Annotated in this window: 18 protein-coding genes; 9 read left to right on the top strand and 9 right to left on the bottom strand. The window is 73.8% G+C overall.

Translation table 11 applies throughout. The features are described 5' to 3' along the window. Positions 1 to 84: 84 nt before the first annotated feature. A complete protein-coding gene (locus AB0N31_RS01890) occupies positions 85 to 438 on the bottom strand; it encodes a VOC family protein (RefSeq protein ID WP_366056358.1) in 354 nt (117 codons plus the stop codon). 66 nt (positions 439 to 504) lie between these two features. Between AB0N31_RS01890 and AB0N31_RS01885 the strand changes: the two genes are divergently transcribed. Beyond that, on the top strand, positions 505 to 1,377 hold the full coding sequence (locus tag AB0N31_RS01885) for a universal stress protein (RefSeq protein WP_366056357.1): 873 nt from the start codon (positions 505 to 507) through the stop codon (positions 1,375 to 1,377). 34 nt (positions 1,378 to 1,411) lie between these two features. On the opposite strand, the gene AB0N31_RS01880 is transcribed toward AB0N31_RS01885, so the two are convergent. Both AB0N31_RS01880 and AB0N31_RS01875 read right to left on the bottom strand, forming a co-directional pair. Then, on the bottom strand, positions 1,412 to 2,647 hold the full coding sequence (locus AB0N31_RS01880) for a DUF4032 domain-containing protein (RefSeq protein WP_366056356.1): 1,236 nt from the start codon (positions 2,645 to 2,647) through the stop codon (positions 1,412 to 1,414). A 9-nt stretch (positions 2,648 to 2,656) separates the two neighbouring features. After that, positions 2,657 to 3,415 carry an MBL fold metallo-hydrolase gene (locus tag AB0N31_RS01875; RefSeq protein WP_366056355.1) on the bottom strand — a complete coding sequence of 253 codons (759 nt, stop codon included), beginning with the start codon at positions 3,413 to 3,415 and terminating at the stop codon, positions 2,657 to 2,659. A gap of 146 nt (positions 3,416 to 3,561) precedes the next feature. Here AB0N31_RS01875 and AB0N31_RS01870 point away from each other — a divergent pair, with 146 nt between their 5' ends. Both AB0N31_RS01870 and AB0N31_RS01865 read left to right on the top strand, forming a co-directional pair. Next, a complete protein-coding gene (locus AB0N31_RS01870) occupies positions 3,562 to 4,272 on the top strand; it encodes a TetR/AcrR family transcriptional regulator (protein ID WP_366056354.1) in 711 nt (236 codons plus the stop codon). Between the two features lie 17 nt (positions 4,273 to 4,289). After that, positions 4,290 to 5,963: an FAD-binding dehydrogenase gene (locus tag AB0N31_RS01865; RefSeq protein WP_366056590.1), complete on the top strand. Its 1,674-nt coding sequence runs from the start codon at positions 4,290 to 4,292 to the stop codon at positions 5,961 to 5,963. Positions 5,964 to 6,104: 141 nt separating this feature from the next. Here the strand turns inward: AB0N31_RS01865 and AB0N31_RS01860 are convergent, their stop codons facing one another. Further along, on the bottom strand, positions 6,105 to 6,452 hold the full coding sequence (locus AB0N31_RS01860) for a DUF488 family protein (RefSeq protein ID WP_366056353.1): 348 nt from the start codon (positions 6,450 to 6,452) through the stop codon (positions 6,105 to 6,107). 152 nt (positions 6,453 to 6,604) lie between these two features. Between AB0N31_RS01860 and AB0N31_RS01855 the strand changes: the two genes are divergently transcribed. The 4 genes from AB0N31_RS01855 to AB0N31_RS01840 are packed head-to-tail and all read left to right on the top strand — an operon-like array spanning position 6,605 to position 11,377. Beyond that, on the top strand, positions 6,605 to 8,002 hold the full coding sequence (locus AB0N31_RS01855) for a M1 family metallopeptidase (RefSeq protein ID WP_366056352.1): 1,398 nt from the start codon (positions 6,605 to 6,607) through the stop codon (positions 8,000 to 8,002). Between the two features lie 42 nt (positions 8,003 to 8,044). Then, positions 8,045 to 8,797, top strand: a complete 753-nt coding sequence (locus tag AB0N31_RS01850; protein ID WP_366056351.1) for a L,D-transpeptidase family protein — start codon at positions 8,045 to 8,047, stop codon at positions 8,795 to 8,797. 49 nt (positions 8,798 to 8,846) lie between these two features. Next, on the top strand, positions 8,847 to 9,542 hold the full coding sequence (locus AB0N31_RS01845) for a response regulator transcription factor (RefSeq protein ID WP_366056350.1): 696 nt from the start codon (positions 8,847 to 8,849) through the stop codon (positions 9,540 to 9,542). Then, positions 9,539 to 11,377, top strand: coding sequence for a HAMP domain-containing sensor histidine kinase (locus AB0N31_RS01840; protein ID WP_366056349.1), 1,839 nt, complete (start codon positions 9,539 to 9,541; stop codon positions 11,375 to 11,377). Before AB0N31_RS01845 ends, AB0N31_RS01840 begins: the two co-directional genes overlap by 4 nt. Positions 11,378 to 11,484: 107 nt before the next feature. On the opposite strand, the gene AB0N31_RS01835 is transcribed toward AB0N31_RS01840, so the two are convergent. Beyond that, positions 11,485 to 11,733: a WhiB family transcriptional regulator gene (locus AB0N31_RS01835; protein ID WP_363089942.1), complete on the bottom strand. Its 249-nt coding sequence runs from the start codon at positions 11,731 to 11,733 to the stop codon at positions 11,485 to 11,487. 120 nt (positions 11,734 to 11,853) lie between these two features. Next, entirely contained in the window at positions 11,854 to 12,753 is a 900-nt protein-coding gene (locus AB0N31_RS01830) for a LysR family transcriptional regulator ArgP (RefSeq protein ID WP_366056348.1), read from the bottom strand. A 69-nt stretch (positions 12,754 to 12,822) separates the two neighbouring features. Here AB0N31_RS01830 and AB0N31_RS01825 point away from each other — a divergent pair, with 69 nt between their 5' ends. Together AB0N31_RS01825 and AB0N31_RS01820 are read left to right on the top strand one after the other, a co-directional pair. Continuing rightward, positions 12,823 to 13,437: a LysE/ArgO family amino acid transporter gene (locus AB0N31_RS01825; RefSeq protein ID WP_366056347.1), complete on the top strand. Its 615-nt coding sequence runs from the start codon at positions 12,823 to 12,825 to the stop codon at positions 13,435 to 13,437. Between the two features lie 52 nt (positions 13,438 to 13,489). Then, positions 13,490 to 14,860, top strand: coding sequence for an MFS transporter (locus AB0N31_RS01820; protein ID WP_366056346.1), 1,371 nt, complete (start codon positions 13,490 to 13,492; stop codon positions 14,858 to 14,860). A gap of 15 nt (positions 14,861 to 14,875) precedes the next feature. Here the strand turns inward: AB0N31_RS01820 and AB0N31_RS01815 are convergent, their stop codons facing one another. From AB0N31_RS01815 to AB0N31_RS01805, 3 genes are all read right to left on the bottom strand, one after another. Then, positions 14,876 to 15,331 carry a cyclic nucleotide-binding domain-containing protein gene (locus AB0N31_RS01815; protein ID WP_366056345.1) on the bottom strand — a complete coding sequence of 152 codons (456 nt, stop codon included), beginning with the start codon at positions 15,329 to 15,331 and terminating at the stop codon, positions 14,876 to 14,878. A 301-nt stretch (positions 15,332 to 15,632) separates the two neighbouring features. After that, complete coding sequence (locus tag AB0N31_RS01810; RefSeq protein ID WP_366056344.1) at positions 15,633 to 17,111, bottom strand: aminotransferase class I/II-fold pyridoxal phosphate-dependent enzyme; 1,479 nt, start codon at positions 17,109 to 17,111, stop codon at positions 15,633 to 15,635. A gap of 57 nt (positions 17,112 to 17,168) precedes the next feature. Next, positions 17,169 to 17,390, bottom strand: coding sequence for a hypothetical protein (locus AB0N31_RS01805; protein WP_366056343.1), 222 nt, complete (start codon positions 17,388 to 17,390; stop codon positions 17,169 to 17,171). Positions 17,391 to 17,464 lie beyond the last annotated feature (74 nt).

Genomic DNA, 17,464 nt, shown 5'->3' with positions numbered 1-17,464 from the left:
GACACGGCACGACACGACACGGCACGACACGGGGCCCGCCGGTCGACGACGGACGGGCACGCGCGGTCCAAACCGGGGCCGGTCTCAGCCCTTGCGGGCGCTCAGCACGCAGAACTCGTTGCCCTCGGGATCCTCCAGCACCACCCAGGTCTGCTCGCCCTGCCCCACGTCGGCGGGGCGCGCCCCCAGGGACAGCAGGCGGTCGACCTCCGCCCGCTGGTCCTCGGGCCGGAAGTCCAGATGCAGCCGGTTCTTGACCGTCTTGGCCCCGGGCACCGAAACGAACAGCAGGCCCGGCAGCCGGTCCGGGGCCGGCCTGATCTCGAACTCGTCGGCCGCGTCGTCGACCACGACCCAGCCGAGGGCCTCGGCCCACCAGCGCCCCAGCGCGGCCGGATCGGCAGCGTCGATGATCACCTGTTCCCACTCCAAGGTCATGACCGGAAGGCTAGTGGTGAAGACTGGACCCGACGAATCGATTGTGCGAAGCGGGGAGGCGGCGGGATGACGGGCCCGATCACGGCAGGGGTCGACGGAACGGAAGAGAGCCTGGCGGCACTGGCCTGGGCGGCCAGGGAGGCCGTACGGCGGGATCTGGCGCTGCGGGTGGTGCACGCCTGGCGGTTCCAGCCGGACGCGGCGGCCGAGGTGGCGGACCGGGACGCCCAGCGGGACTGGGTGCGGGCCGCCGTCCGGGAGGCCGTCACCGAGGTCTCGGGACGCCATTCCGGGTTGCGGGTGACCAGCGACGTCCTGGAGGGCGAGCCGGCGGACACGCTGGTCGCCGCCGCGGCGGAGGCGGAACTGCTGGTGCTGGGCTCGCGCGGGCACGGCGCGGTCGTCGGCTTCCTGCTCGGTTCGGTCGGCCAGCAGGTGATCGCCGAGGCCCGCCGTCCGGTCGTCCTGGTGCGGGCCGGGGACAAGGCCGGCTCCGAGGTGGCCGGGCACGAGATCGTGGTCGGCCAGCACGGCTCGCCCGAGGACAGCGCGCCCACGCTGCGGTTCGCGTTCGAGACGGCGGCCGCCCGCGGCGCCTCCGTCCGCGCGGTGCGGGCCTGGACGCTGCCCCCGGTGTTCTCGTACAGCCCCGCCTCGCTCAAGCTGCTCGACGACGCGGGCGGCCTGGAGCCGTACGAGAAGAAGGCGCTGGCCGACGCCCTCGCCCCGTGGCGCGAGCGCTTCCCGGACGTACCGGTGGTGGAGCACGTGGAGATCGGCAGCGCCGGCCAGGTGCTGTTGTCGGTGTCCGGGCGGGCCCAGCTGGTGGTGGTCGGCCGGCGGGCCCGCCGTACCGCCGTCGGTACCCGGATCGGTTCGGTGGCGCACGGCGTGCTGCACCACGCGGACTGCCCCGTGGCCGTGGTCCCGCACGAGTGACGCGGGCCGGGGCCCGGCTCCCCCGGCGTCCGGCTCACTCCGGCGTCGTCGGCTCCAGGGTCTCCCGCGCGCGGGGCAGGATCCTGGCGATGTAGTCCTGCACGGCCGTGTCGAGGCCGATGTCGTGCTGTGCGCGCTCCGACAGGTACCAGCGGTGCTCGAGGAGCTCGTGGTAGATCTCCGCCGGGTCCATGGAACCGCGCAGTTCGAGCGGCACGGCCCGCACGGTCGGCCGGAACACGTCCCGCACCCAGCGGTGCGCCAGTACCTCGGGGCGGGCGGCGAGGGGGTCGCCCGGGGCGTAGTCGTCCTGGGTGGCCATCCAGCTCTCCAGGTCGTTCAGCAGCCGCCTGGCCTGGTTCTCCTCGGTGTCCAGGCCGGTCAGCCGCAGCAACTGCCGCTGGTGGTGGCCCGCGTCGACGACCTTCGGCACGAAGGTGACCGTGTCGCCGTTGGAGGAGTGCTCGATCTGCATCTCCGCGACGTCGAAGCCCAGCTCGTGGAGTCGGCGGATGCGGCGCTCGATGTAGTGGTACTTGCCCGCCGGGTAGACGGAGGTGCGGGTCAGCTCCTGCCACAGCCCCTGGTAGCGGGAGCAGATCTCCATGCCGAACTCGACCGGGTCCACCGACGGGTGCAGGGCGCCGGAGGCCTCCAGGTCGAGCAGCTCACCGCTGATGTTCACGCGGGCCAGGTCGAGGTCGTAGTCGCGCTGTCCGGGGCTCAGCTGCGGATGCAGGTCACCGGTCTCGGCGTCGACGAGGTACGCGGCGTAGGCGCCCGCGTCGCGCCGGAACAGGGTGTTGGACAGCGAGCAGTCGCCCCACGCGAACCCGGCCAGGTGCAGCCGCACCAGCAGCACCGCCAGGGCGTCCATCAGCCGGTGCATGGTCGCCGGCCGCATGGTCGTCTCGAACATCGACCGGTACGGCATCGACCCGCCCAGGTGCCGGGTGACCAGGACCGGCTCCAGCGGGTCGCCCGCCGGGTCGACGCGCCCGGTGATCACGGCCAGCGGGTCGACGGCCGGGATGCCCAGCCGGTCCAGGTCGCGCAGCAGCTCGTACTCGCGCAGCGCCGGGCGCTCGGCCAGCTCCTTGACGGCGATCACCTCGTCGCCGGCGCGGGCGTAGCGCACCACGTGCCGGGAGATGCCGCGCGGCAGCGGTACGAGAACGTCCTCGGGCCACTCCTCCAGCGGGAGCTGCCAGGGCAGTTCCAGCAGGAGGGCCGGGTGCTCCGGATTGGTGGCGCTGATCTGCAAAGCCATGGCCCGACCTTAGACGGCGTGTTCCCGGGCCCGCTGGGCAGCCTCCCGCACGGACCCCCGGTGCACCGGCCCGTGGCCGGGCAGCAGGGTGTCGGCCGCAAGGGACCCGATCACGTCCAGCGAGGCCAGCGCGCGGGCCCGTTCGTAGTGGAACATGCCGGGCAGCAGCTGCGGCCCCCGGATCCGCGAGGTGGCGTGCCCGCTGACCAACGCGTCACCGGACACCAGGATCCCGGCCTGCGGGAGGTGGAAGACGGTGTGGCCGTCCGTGTGACCGGGGGTGTGCACGGGCACGGGCCGGCCCGGCAGGTCCAGCGCGCCGGTGGTGCCGGTGGCGGCGGGGAACGGCTCCGGGGCGGTGACCGGATGCTGTTCGGTGCCGCCGGAGCGCAGCACGTGCACCATCCACGGCAGGACACCGGGCCGCCAGGCGTTGCGCAGCACCGTGCCGGCGCTCACCTGCTGGAGGAAGTCCCTCCGGGCGTGCGGGACTTCGGCCGGATGCAGGAGGACGGGCGTGCCGTACGCGGTGCGCAGGTGCTCGGCGGACCCGAGGTGGTCGTTGTGCGCGTGGGTGACGAGGACGGCGGTGACGGCCCGCGGTGAGCTGCCCACCGCGGCGAGGGAGTCCAGCAGCCGCTGCCGGTCCGCCGGGTAGCCGGTGTCGATCAGGGTGACGGCGTCGCCCTCGGTGAGGATCACCCAGTTGGTGTTGCCGCCGTGCACCAGATAGGTGCCGTCCGCGACCTGCCGTACGTCTGCCCGCATGATCGTCCCGTGGGGTGAGGTCCGTGCCCGACGGGGACAGCAAAGCAGATCGCCGTGGCCGTGACCCTCGCTGTCGCTGTCGCTGTCGAGAGCCTTTCGATACACGAATGCATCGGATACATTCCCGTATCGAACGGAGGGCCGACATGGCGGCGGAACAGACGGCGAGGCGTGTCACCCGGCGCCGGGTGCGCACCCGGGCCAACCTCCTCGACGCCGCCTTCGAGGTGTTCGCCGCCAAGGGCTTCGGGCGGGTCTCCATCGAGGAGGTCTGCGAGGCCGCCGGCTACAGCCGGGGCGCCTTCTACTCCAACTTCGCCAGCCTGGACGAACTCTTCTTCGCCCTCTACCGGCAGCGCGCCGACCTCATCGCCCGGCAGGTCGCCGACGCGCTCGCCGGGGACGGACCCGCCCTCGACGTCCCCGCGTCCGTGGACCGCGTCACCGAGGTGCTGCTCCTCGACCACGACTGGCTGCTGGTGAAGACGGACTTCCTCGTGCACGCCGCCCGCGACCCGGCCGTCGCCCGCACGCTGCTCGAACACCGCGCGACACTCCGCGGCGCCATCGCCGACCGGCTCGGCCGCGACCGCGGTCCCGACGCACCGCCCGCCGTCCTCGGCGACGCCGACGCCGCCGCCCGCGCGGTGGTCGCCGCCTACGACGGGGTCACCACCCAACTGCTGCTCGACAAGGACGTGGACGGGGCCCGCGCCTGGCTCAAGCAGCTCCTCACCGCGCTGCTGACCGAGGGCGGCGCCCACCCCGGGAGCAACCCGGAGCGCCACCCCGGAAAAGCCCCCGGGAGCCACTCCGAGCGCCACCCCGCACAAGCCCCCGAGAGGCACCCCGAATGAGAAAGGCAACGGTCGCCATGGACGCGGACGTCATCGTCGTCGGAGCGGGCCTCGCCGGCCTGGTCGCGGCGCACGAACTCACCAGCAGGGGCAGGCGGGTCGCCCTGGTCGACCAGGAGAACGCCGCCAACCTCGGCGGCCAGGCGTTCTGGTCCTTCGGCGGGCTGTTCCTCGTCGACTCGCCCGAGCAGCGGCGCCTCGGCGTCAAGGACTCCTTCGACCTCGCCTGGAGCGACTGGCAGGGCAGCGCCCGGTTCGACCGCACCGACGACGAGGACTCCTGGGCGGTGCGCTGGGCGCGCGCCTACGTCGAGTTCGCGGCGGGGGAGAAGCGGACCTGGCTCGCCGGGCACGGCATCTCCTTCGTGCCGACCGTCGGCTGGGCCGAGCGCGGCGACCTGCGCGCCGACGGGCACGGCAACTCCGTGCCCCGCTTCCACGTCGCGTGGGGGACCGGCACGGGCGTCGTCGAGCCGTTCGTGCGGTACGCCCGGCAGGCCGTCCGGGACGGGCTGCTCACCTTCCACCACCGTCACCGCGTCGACGAGCTGGTCGTCGAGGGCGGCGCGGCGCGGGGCGTACGCGGCACGGTCCTCGCGCCCGACGACTCGCCGCGCGGCGTCTCCTCCAGCCGCGAGCGAATCGGCGACTTCGAGCTGACCGCCCAGGCCGTCGTCGTCACCAGCGGCGGCATCGGCGCCAACCACGACATGGTCCGCCGCCACTGGCCCGAACGCCTCGGCACCCCGCCCGCCGAGATGGTCACCGGCGTCCCCGCCCACGTCGACGGCCGCATGCTCGACATCAGCGCCGAGGCCGGTGTCCGGCTCGTCAACCGCGACCGCATGTGGCACTACACGGAGGGCGTCCGCAACTGGGACCCCGTCTGGCCCGGTCACGGCATCCGCATCCTGCCCGGCCCGTCCTCGATGTGGTTCGACGCCCTCGGCCGCCGCCTGCCCGACCCCTGCCTGCCGGGCTACGACACCCTCGGCACCCTCCGGCACCTGCGCACCACCGAGGACATCGCCGGGTACGACCACTCCTGGTTCGTCCTCACCCGGAAGATCGTCGAGAAGGAGTTCGCGCTGTCGGGCTCCGAGCAGAACCCCGACATCACCGCCAAGGACCGCAAGGCCGTCCTGCGCGACCGCATCCTCGGCAAGGGCGCGCCGGCCCCCGTGCAGGCCTTCCTCGACCGCGGCGCGGACTTCGTGGTCGCCGACACCCTGGACCGGCTGGTCGAGAAGATGAACGGCCTGACGGACGAGGCGCTGCTCGACGCCGACGGCCTGCGCCGCCAGATCCGTGCCCGCGACCTCCAGATGGCCAACCCGTACGCCAAGGACGCCCAGGTGCAGGGCATCCGCAACGCCCGCCGCTACATCGGCGACCGCCTCGGCCGCGTCGCGACCCCGCACCGCATCCTCGACCCCGAGGCCGGACCCCTCATCGCCGTCAAGCTGCACGTCCTCACCCGCAAGACCCTCGGCGGCATCCAGACCGACCTGGACTCGCGCGCCCTCGGCGCCGACGGCAACCCGATCGAGGGCCTGTACGCGGCGGGCGAGGTCGCCGGATTCGGCGGCGGCGGCGTCCACGGCTACAACGCCCTGGAGGGCACCTTCCTCGGCGGCTGCCTCTTCTCGGGGCGCGCGGCGGGACGGGCGGCGGCCCGGCAGACGGGGTGAGGCCGGGACCGGGCCCGTCCCCGGCGGAGGCTGCGGACCCGTCCCCGGCCGGCGATCACGCCGCCTCCCGGAACCTGCCGGGGCCGGGCCGACCCCCGGCCGGGAAGGGGCGCGCCCCGCGGCCGGGCAGGCGGCCCGTCCTCAGCCGAGGAGACGGGCCAGGACCGCCGCGTGGCTGTGCTCCGGCTCCTTCACCGCGGTGAGCAGGGTCACCGGCCCCGAGGCCGCCAACTCCCTTACATGACCGAGGAGTTCCTCCGCCCCGGGACCGCTCAGCTCGGCCTCGTAACGGCGCGTGAACTCCTCGTGGGAGCCGTCGCCCGCGTGGTACCAGCGGCGCAGCTCGTTCGACGGGGTCAGGCCCTTGGGCCACTCGTCGATCCGCGCCGCGTCCTTCGCCAGACCGCGCGGCCACAGCCGGTCGACGAGGACGCGGACGCCGTCCTCCGGCTCGGGCGGGTCGTACACGCGGCGTACGCGGACACTCATGGGCGGCCTCTCCACGGGGCGGGCGGTGGTGCCGAGGGTAAGCACGGCCCGGCCGCCCGCGCCGCGCGGCTTGACCTGAACGAGGGCGAATCCGAAGGGCCCGGTGCCTAGTCTGATCATGTTTGACCACCAGTCACCCCCCAGGAGCGCACGTGACACACCTCCGCAGACGCCCCGCCCTCCTCGCGGCCGTACCCCTGGCCGTGACGGCCCTGCTCACGGCCGCCGACCCCGCGCTCGCCGCCGGTCCGGTGGGCACGCCCGGTGTCGGCGACCCCTACTTCCCGCTCGCCGGGAACGGCGGCTACCACGTCGACCACTACGACCTGACCCTCCGTTACGACCCGGCCACCCGGCACCTCGACGGCAAGGCGGTCCTCACTGCCCGCGCCACCCGGTCACTGAGCCGCTTCGACCTCGACCTCAACGGCCTGAAGGTCACCGCCCTGACCGTCGATCACGTCAAGGCCGGTCACCGGCGCGACGGCCAGGAACTCGTCGTCACCCCGCGCCGCGCCCTGCGCAAGGGCGCGCGGTTCCAGGTGACCGTCACCTACTCCGGCACCCCCGGCCCGGTCACCGACCCCGACGGTTCCCCCGACGGCTGGATCCCCACCGACGACGGCGCGTTCGTCGCGGGCGAGCCGCAGGGCGCCATGACCTGGTTCCCCGCCAACAACCACCCCACCGACAAGTCCTCGTACGACTTCACCATCACCGTCCCCGAAGGCCGTACGGCCGTCGCCAACGGCGTCCTCCTCGGCAAGCGGACCGCGCACGGGAGGACCACCTACCGCTGGCGGCAGGCCGAGCCCATGGCCGCCTACCTCGCCACGGCCACCGTCGGCACCTTCCAGGTCCGGCAGTACACCACCCGCGACGGCATCAGGGTCTACGACGCCGTCGACCCCCGCGAAGCGGCCGCCGCCGGGCCCGTGCTGGCGAAACTGCCCTCCGTGCTCGAATGGGAGAGCGGCCTGTTCGGCCCGTACCCGTACCGCGCGGCCGGGTCGATCGTGGACCACGCCCCGGACGTCGGGTACGCCCTGGAGACCCAGACCCGGCCCGTGTACGACAGCGCGCCCGACCTGAGCACCCTCGTCCACGAGAGCGCCCACCAGTGGTTCGGCGACTCCGTCTCCCTCACCTCCTGGAAGGACGTCTGGCTCAACGAGGGCTTCGCCACCTACGCCGAGTGGCTCTACGACGAACAGCACGGCGGCGCGAGCGCCCAGGCCGCCTTCGACACGCTGTACGCCCGCCCGGCGAGCGACGGCCTGTGGGAATTCCCGCCCGGCGACCCCGGCAGCGGCGCGAACATCTTCGGCACGCCCGTCTACGCCCGCGGCGCCATGGCCCTGCACGCCCTGCGCACCACGGTCGGGGACCGCGCCTTCTTCCGCGTCCTGCGCGCCTGGGCGTCCGACCACCGCAACGGCCACGGCACCACCGCCCAGTTCGAGCGCCTGGCGGAGAAGGTGTCCGGCAAGGACCTCGAAAACCTGTTCAGGACCTGGCTGTACGCTCAGGGAAAGCCCAACCGACCCTGAGAACCTGACCGGTTCCTCACACCTCTCGGCCAAGGTCGAGTCATGATCACGCACCGCGCCCGTGCCGCGCTGCTCGCCGCGTCCCTGCTGCTGACCGGATGCGGGGGCGGCGCGGCCGCCATTCCCGACCACCGGGCCGCCGGCCCTGCGGCCACCCCGGCGGCCCCGGGCCCACCCACGCCCGGGGCCGCCGCCCGGACGGTCCCGCGGCAGCTGCCGGGCCTCGGACCGAAGACCCGCGCCGCCGTGCCGGCCGCCGCGCGCCAGGTGGTCGTGGTGACCGGACGAGGCCCCGACTCCCCGCTCTCCGAGGTCGTCCTGTACCACCGCACCGGCACCGGCTGGCAGCCCGGCCCGGCCTGGCCCGCCCACAACGCCCTGCGCGGCTGGACCGACCACCACCTGGCCGGGGACCTGCGCTCACCCGTCGGCGTGTTCGGCCTCAGCGACGCCGGCGGACGGCTGCCCGACCCCGGCACCCGGCTGCCGTACGACCGCTCGTCCGGCGGTTTCACCGCGCCCGGCACCGGCTTCGAGGGCGAACCGCTGGCCGGGTCCTTCGACTACGTGATCGCCATCGACTACAACCGCAAGCCCGGCACCTCACCCCTGGACTGGACCCGGCCGCTGGGCGCCGGGCGCGGCGGGGGCATCTGGATCCACGTCGACCACGGCGGGCCCACCCACGGCTGCGTCAGCATCGCCGAGCGGCACATGAGGGAACTGCTCCTCGCCCTCGACCCCGCCCGCCACCCGGTCGTCGTCATGGGCGACCGGGCGTCCCTGGCCCGCTGACCCGACCGACCGCCGACCACCCACGGACACAGAAGGAGGAAACGGCCGCGTGTGCGCACATGTACTGGTCGCCGAGGACGACGCGATGCAGGCCGAACTCATCCGCCGGTCCCTGCTCGCCGAGGGCCACACCGCCACCGTCGTGCACGACGGCTCGGCCGCGCTCGACGCGGTGCGCCGCGACCGGCCGGACCTCGTCGTACTGGACCTCATGCTGCCCGTCATCGACGGCTTCGGGGTGTGCCGGGTGCTCCGCCGGGACGACGACATCCCCGTCCTGATGCTGACCGCCCGCGCCGCCGAGGACGATGTGCTGCTCGGCCTGGAACTGGGCGCCGACGACTACATGACCAAGCCGTACAGCCCGCGCGAACTGATGGCCCGCATCCGCACCGTCCTGCGGCGCAGCGGATCCGCCGCCGGCCGGCGGGACGACCCTGTCGTACGGGCCGCCGGGATCGCGGTCGACCCCGCGCGGCACGAGGTGCGGTGCGACGGGAAGCCCGTGGACTGCACGCCGGCCGAGTTCCAGATCCTCCTCGCGCTGGTCGGCGAGCCCGAACGGGTCTTCTCCCGGCGGCAGTTGCTCCAGTGCACCCGCGGCTACGACCGCTCCTCCACCGAACGGGCCGTCGACGTGCACATCATGAACCTGCGCCGCAAGATCGAGGCGGACCCGCGCAGACCCGCCCGGCTGCTCACCGTCTTCGGCGTCGGCTACAAACTCAGCGGTGCCCGCACGTGAAAGGCACCCGCCCCCGCATACCGCTGCGCAAACGCCTGCTGGTCCGGCTCCTCATCGCGTCCGTCCTGATCGCCGTCTGCTCCGTGGCCGCGACGGCCTGGCTGGCGGTGACCACCACCACCCGCGCCCTGCGGGAGGAACAGGGCCAGGCGCTCGCCGACGACATGGACATCCTCGCCCGCCTCAGCGGGTACGCCGCCACCCATCCCGACTGGACCGGCGCAGCGGCCACCGTCCGCGCCCTGTCCGCGCAGACCGGCCGGCGCATCGCCCTGACCACGGCCGACCGCATCCTGCTGGCCGACTCCGCACCCCGCGGCACCTCCCTGCCACCGCGCGCCGCCGCCACCGTCGACCCCCTGCGCACCGACACCTCCAGCGAACCCGGCGCCCAGCTCAGCGGCACCGACCCGCGCGTCGTCGGCCCCTACCGGCTCACCGCCGCCGAACGCGCCAGGCTCGACGCGCTGGCCCGCAAACGGCAGAACTGCTTCCTGCGCAACGGCATCGACACCACGGTCGTCCGCCTCCCCAGCGGCCGCCCGGTCCTGCGTCCGGCCGACGACGCCGTCGAGGACGGCTACGTCCCCGAACCGTGCGCCGACGGCCTGCTCAACACCGCCACCCCCACGGAGGAGAAGGCGCTGGACGCGCTCCGGCAGGGCGCCCGCGGCTGTCTGACCGGGGCGGGGCTGGACCCCGACACCCATCTCGCCCTCGGCGGTTTCGTCGGCGCGGACCAGCGCACCCCGACGCCGTCCTCCGGCTTCGTGTCCAAGGGGGACGGCCCGACGGCCCGCGCGGCACAGCGCTGCCTGGACGACGCCCGCCGCGCCCAGCTCGACCCGTACGTCGCCCCCGTCGCCGAACTCTTCCTCGGCGGCGGCGACAACGGCGCCGCGCCCCGCTGGGACATGTCCCCGGCGAACAAGGCGAAGGTCGTCGGCGCGGCCGGTCTGGTCCTCGCCGTCACCGTCGCCGTGACCGCCGTCGTCGCCACCCGTCTGGTACGGCCCCTGCGCGCCCTCACCGAGGCCGCCCAGCAGCCGCCCGAGCTGCACGCGCGCGTGCCCGTCACCACCCGCGACGAGACCGGAATCCTCGCCGAGGCCTTCAACGACCTGGCCGAACGCCGCGAACGACTGGAAACCCAGCGCAAGGCCCTGGTCAGCGACGTCGCCCACGAACTGCGCAGCCCGCTCACCAACATCCGGGGCTGGCTGGAGGTCACCCGCGACGGCCTCGTCGAGCCCGATGCCGGCCTCCTCGCCGCCCTGCACGAGGAAGCCCTCGTCCTGCAACGGGTCATCGACGACCTGCGCGACCTCGCCGACGCCGACGCCGGCACCCTGCGCCTGCACCGCGAACCCGTCCCCGCCGACGAACTCCTCGCCCAGGTCGCCGCCGCCCACCGCGTCGCCGCCGACACCGCGGGCGTCACCCTGCGCACCGGCACCGACGGCGGCCCCTGGCTGGACGCCGACCCGGTGCGGCTGCGGCAGGCGCTCGGCAACCTCGTCACCAACGCCGTGCGCCACACCCCGGCCGGCGGGACGGTCACGCTGTCCGCGCGCGCGGACGGCGCACAGGTGCTGCTGGAGGTGACCGACACCGGCACCGGGATCGCCCCCGAGGACCTGCCCCACGTGTTCGAACGGTTCTGGCGCGCCGAGAAGTCGCGCAGCCGCCGCACCGGCGGCAGCGGCCTCGGCCTGCCGATCGTCCGCCACCTGACCGCCGCCCACGGCGGCACGGCACGGGCGGCGAGCACACCGGGCGCCGGAAGCGTGTTCACCCTGCGGCTGCCGGCCGCCACGGCACCGCGGGACGGCTGAGCCGGCGGGGGCCTCGTGGCACGGTCGGCGCGGCGCGCGAGGAGAGGGCTCCGCAGCGGGCCTGCCGCGGGGGCGGGCCGGTCAGAACCGGCCCGCCCCCGCGGGGATCACGAACTGCGGCGTGCCTTGATGCGCCGCTTGAGGGCGCGCCGTTCGGTCTCGCTCGTGCCGCCCCAGACGCCGAGGCCCTGATCGGTCTCCATCGCCCATTCCAGGCACTGGTCCCGCACCGGGCAGCCCCGGCAGACGGCCTTCGCCTGCTCGGTCTGCAGGAGTGCCGGACCCGAGGTGCCGATCGGGAAGAAGAGTTCCGGGTCCTCATGGCGGCACGCGGCGCTCTGTCGCCAGTCGTCCATCGAAGTCACCTGCGATCGAAGTCGTGTGCGGTTCCGGATACTTGCTCCTGATCGGGTCACCGGCAGGGTCGAAGTGAAACCGCGCCGCCCGGATCGGCGGCCGCGGCCCCGGCCATCCGCTCAGCCCCGCAGGGTCTTCGCCGCCGTCTCCGCGACGGCGGTCGTCACGGCGGCCAGGCCGGGGGAGTCGAGCTTCCACTGCTGCCAGAACAAGGGGACGTCGAGGGGACGTTCCGGTACGAGGGAGATCAGACGCCCGGCCGTCAGCAGCTTCCGGGCCTGCAACTCGGGCACCATGCCCCAGCCGAGCCCGGCCACCACCGCGTCGAGGAAGCCCTCCGAGGTCGGCACGGCGTGCCGCAGCCGGCTCGCGCCGTCGGGGCCGCGCCGCAACCGCCGTACGAACGCGTCCTGGAGGTCGTCGCGGCGGTCGAAGGTGACCACGGGCGCCCGCGCGAGCCCCTCGCCCAGCGGCGCGCCGTCGAGGAACGCCGCGGCGAAGTCGGGACTCGCGGCCGCGAAGTAGCGCATCGAGCCCAGGGACCTGACCGAGCAGCCGGTGACGGCGTCCGGCAGGGAGGTCACCGCGGCCATCACCAGGCCCTCGCGCAGCAGTTCCGCCGTCCGCGTCTCGTCCTCCCGGTGCAGTTCGAAGCAGAACGGCGGCTCGCGCGGTACGCGGGTGAGGGCGGGCAGGAACCAGGTGGCGAGCGAGTCCGCGTTGACCGCCACCGTCACACGCGTCGGCTCTCCGGCACTACTCATGCCCAGCTCGGACCGCGTGTCGCGCTCCAGCCGGGCCAGCTGCCGGGCGAACCGTACGACGATCTCCCCGGACTCCGTCGGCCGCACCGGCTTGGTGCGCAGCAGCAGGACCCGGCCGGTGCGCTGCTCCAGCGCCTTCACCCGCTGGCTGACCGCAGACGGCGTCACGTGCAGTGCGGCGGCCGCGGCGTCGAAGGTGCCCTCGTCGACCACGGCGAGCAGGGTGCGCACCTGGTCGAGGGGAAGATCTGTCATCACGATCGCTAATGATAGGTAAGAATCCTTAGCTGGTACCGCAGTGATTCACTCCCTAGCGTGGACGTCATGTCCACCTCCCTCGCCGCCGCGGCGGCCGGCTTCGGCACCGGTCTCTCCCTCATCGTCGCCATCGGCGCCCAGAACGCCTTCGTCCTGCGCCAGGGCATCCGCCGGGACGCCGTCCTCGCCGTCGTCGCGATCTGCGCGCTGTCCGACGCCGTCCTCATCACCCTCGGGGTGGCCGGGGTGGGCGCGCTGGTGGTGGCCTGGCCCGGCGCCCTCACCGCCGTCGCCTGGCTCGGCGGCGCCTTCCTGCTCTGCTACGGCGCCCTCGCCGCCCGCCGGGTGCTCAAGCCGGGCGGCGCCCTGGAGACGGCGGGCGAGGCCGCCGGCTCCCGGCGGCGGGCGGTGCTCACCTGCCTCGCGATGACCTGGCTCAACCCGCACGTCTACCTCGACACGGTCTTCCTGCTCGGCACCGCCGCCGCCGACCGCGGCCCGCTGCGCTGGACCTTCGGCCTGGGGGCGGCGGTGGCCAGCCTGTGCTGGTTCGCCGCGCTGGGCTTCGGGGCGCGGCTGCTCGGCCGCTTCCTGGCCCGGCCCGGCGCCTGGCGCGTCCTGGACGGACTCGTCGCCGCCACGATGATCACCCTCGGTGCCACCCTGATCGCCGGCGCCTGAGCGTCCGCGCCGCCACAGGCCGAGCTGCGATAGTGACCCCCGGACCAGAAAGATGTATCGAGCAACCAGGGACTCCGTGGACACGAGCGAGAGCAGCGACGCACCCGAGGCGAGAACCGAAGCGGCGGCCCGGACCGCTTCCGAGCCGGGCCGCCCGCCGGACCCGCAGGACCCGCCGGACGCAGTCCGGCGCGGCTGGCGCCGCTGGGCGATGGACACCCGCCCGCTGCGCCGGCCCGCCTACCGCCGGCTGTGGTCCTCGACCGTCGTCACCGCCGTCGGCAGCCAGCTCACCGCCGTCGCCGTACCCAAGCAGATCTACGACATCACCGGCTCCTCCGCCTGGGTCGGCTACGCGAGCGTCGCCGGACTGCTGCCCCTGGTGGTGTTCGCGCTGTGGGGCGGCGCGGTGGCCGACAGCATGGACCGGCGCAGGCTCCTGCTGATCACCAACACCGGCATCGCCGTGACCTCCGTGCTGTTCTGGCTCCAGGCCGCCGCCGGACTCGACTCGGTCGCGGTGCTGATGGTGCTGCTCGCCACCCAGCAGGCGTTCTTCGGCCTCAACGCGCCGGCCCGCACCGCCTCCATCGCCCGGCTCGTCCCGGCCGGCGAGCTGGCCGCCGCCAACGCCCTCGGCTCGACCGTGATGCAGACCGGCCTGGTCGCCGGCCCCCTCCTCGCGGGTGCCCTGATACCCGTCATCGGCCTGCCCGAGCTGTACCTGCTCGACGCGCTCGCCCTGTGCGTGACGCTGTGGGCCGTCGCCCGGCTGCCCGCGCTGCCGCCGCTCGACGGCTCGGCCGTCCGGCGCGCGGGACTGCGCGAGATCCTGGAGGGGTTCCGCTACATCGCGCGGCACAAGGTGCTGCTGCTGTCCTTCCTCGCCGACGTCGTCGCGATGGTCTTCGGCATGCCCCGCGCCCTCTTCCCGCAGCTCGCCGCCGAGACCTACGCGCCCTACGGCGAGGGCCTCGCGCTCGGCCTGCTGTTCGCGGCCGTCCCCCTCGGCGCGGTGCTGGGCGGGCTGTTCTCCGGCACCTTCTCGCGGGCCCGCCGGCACGGCTGGATGGTCATCGGCGCGGTCGTCGCCTGGGGCGCGGCGATCGCCGGCTCCGGGCTGAGCGGCAGCCTGTGGCTCGCGGTGGTGTTCCTGGCCGCGGCGGGCGTCGCCGACATGGTCTCCATGGTCTTCCGCGGCGCCATCCTGCTGTCCGCGGCCACCGACGAGATGCGCGGCCGCATGCAGGGCGTCTTCACGGTCGTCGTCGCGGGCGGCCCGCGCCTGGCGGACGTCCTCCACGGCACGGCGGGCGCGGCCTTCGGCCCGCGCACGGCCATGACGGGCGGCGGCCTGCTGGTCGTCGCCGTCATGCTGGGCCTGGCGTGCGCGGTACCGGCCCTGCGGCGCTACCGGGTCTAGGTTCCGTCGTCCGGATCAGATGATCCTGCGGCGGTTCATGCCGTACTGCTCCATCAGTCTGCCCCGGGTGGTCTCCAGGCGGTGGGCGAGGATCTCGGCCACGATACGGACCAGGGAGAGGCCGAGTGCGGGGTCCTCCTCGCACAGCTTGAGCACCGCCCGGGCCTCGAACTCGTAGGCGCGGACCGGGCTGAACGCCTCCGCGCCGAAGTCCCACCGGTACGGCGGGAAGAGCCAGGACCAGCCGAGCAGGTCGCCGGCGCCCAGACTGGCGACGGTGACTCGCTGTACGGACGTCACCTGTTGGTCCAGGGAGACCGCCCCGGAGCGGAGGACCCAGAAGCGGTCGGCCGTGCCGCCCGCCTCGAAGATCCTGGTGTCCTCCGGGAAGGACACCTCGCGGGCGAGGGTCATCAGGCGCTGGCGCTGGGGCGGGGGGAGGGCGGTCAGCAGCTTCGTCGCTCTGGTCATGGCACGGGGCTCCTCGCCGGCGATGGTTCCGGGGTGTTCCCTGAGGCCTCGAGGCCCTATGCCCATTTCAGCCGCTGCGGGCGCCCCGGGCACCTCGGCGGCGGGAGGTTTCGCGGGCGGGCATGCGAAAGCCCTGGCTGGACGGGGGAAGCCAGCCAGGGCCGTCGCATGCGGCATGCAGAGGAGAAGAACTCGACTCCGCGACCACTGAATGAACCGTAAACCATTCCGACGCTTTTCGCGCAACCAAAACCCGGTCACGTGACCTGTTTCACTTCCCCGCCCGTCGGCCCCGCTCCGTTCACTCCGCGTCGCGCGCGACCACCCTGATCGTGTCGAGCCGCCGGTCCGTCGGGTCGGGCAGGTTCATGCCCGCCTCCAGCCCCGAGCGCAGATAGCGCAGCACCGGCTCGGTGAGCCGCTCACCGGGCAGGACGGCGGGGATGCCGGGCGGATACGGCGTGATCATCTCCGCGGCGACCCGGCCGGCCGCCTTCGGCAACGGGACGTGCTCGGCCGGACCGAAGAACGCGTCCCGCGGCAACAGCGCCTGTGCCAGACGGAGTTCGGCAGGGGGCGGCACCTGCGTGCGGGGCGCCGGCCGCAGGTCCGGCGCGGCACGCGCGAGGTCCTTCAGGGCCGCGAGCAGCTCCCCGGTCGTCGCCCGGTCGTCGCCGTGGGTGATCTGGGTGCCGATCCGTCGGTGGTCGGACAGATGGACGTCGACCGACCGGTGCTCGTGCAGCCAGTCGGCCGCCTGGAAACCCGAGACGCCCAGCCCCTCGAGGTCGATGACGACGGGCAGCGGATCGAAGTCGTCGGCCAGGCCCGGACCGCAGTAGTCCGCCCGGTCGTCGACGTGCATGCCGTCGATCTGCTCGACGGCCGCCCGCACCTCGGCCGCCAGCTCCAGGGCCGTGCCCATCAACTCCTCGCCGCGCAGGCGCATCTGCCGCCGCCAGCCGTCCATCCCGGCGTACAGCAGCACCGACGGGCTGGTCGTGCCCAGCAGATCCGCACGCGTCTTCAGCAGCTCCGCCGGGACGCGATCGCCCTGGAGGTGGAAGACCGAGCCCTGCTCCAGGCCGCTGCCCATCTTGTGGACGCTGGTGACACAGATGTCGGCACCCGCGTCCATCGCCCAGGACGGCAGCTCCGGGTGGAAGGGCAGATGCGCACCCCACGCCTCGTCCACGACCAGCGGCAGCGAGCGGCGGTGACAGACCTCGGCGATCGCCCGCAGGTCCGCGCAGGCGCCGTACGGCGTCGGGCTGGTGACCAGGGCGCCCTTCGCGTCGGGGTGGACCTCGAAGGCCTTCTCGAAACTCGCGGCGGACGGCGGATGCGCCAGATGCCGCTCGGCGTCCCACTGCGGCTCCACCCACACCGGTTCGATCCCGGCGAGGATCAGGCCCGACACCACGGACTTGTGCGCGTCCCGCCCGATCAGCAGTTTCTCGTGCGGCCCGGCCACCGACAGCATCGCGGCCTTGACCGACAGGGAACTCCCGCACGTCGTGAAGAAGGTGTGCTCGGCGTGGACGGCGTCCGCCATCAACTCCTCGGCGCGTTCCAGGACCCGATCCCGGGTCAGCCGGTCGTCGAGCCCGCCGGACGCCAGGACGTCACCGAGGAACACCGCGTCGCCCAGCACCGCCCGTACGTCGGGGTCGGCGCCGCGCGCCTGCTTGTGTCCGGGCGGCGAGAACGCCAGCCGCCCCTGGCGGTGGTACTCGACGAGGGCTTCCAGTACGGGTGCGCGCGTGTGATCGACCGACATGGGGAGCCGGGTGCCCGCACCGTCGCCCGCCAATCGGGCGTCCGCGGAAACCGTCGGTCAGGTGGCGCCCGCGTGATGCCCCGGGGTCACGATCTCGTCCAGCACGTCCAGGACCGCCTCGTACGCCAGGCTCCGCAGGTGCGCCTCGCGCGCCGCGTCGGGATCGGTGCGCCCCAGATCCTCGCTCCGCGACCGCAGGTTCCGCAGCTCCTCGCGCGCGCAGGCCCTGGCGCGCTGGATGCGCCGCAGCAGTTCGTCCGAGTCCACGACATCCGTCATGCACTCCGCCTACCCCCGGGAGGCCCGTCGATGACCCCGTTCCCCCGGATGACCGCCCCTGGCCGTCGTCGACG

The organism is Streptomyces sp. NPDC051051, assembly GCF_040682975.1.
Taxonomy (GTDB): Bacteria; Actinomycetota; Actinomycetes; order Streptomycetales; family Streptomycetaceae; genus Streptomyces.
This window is presented reverse-complemented; position numbering and strand designations above follow the sequence as displayed.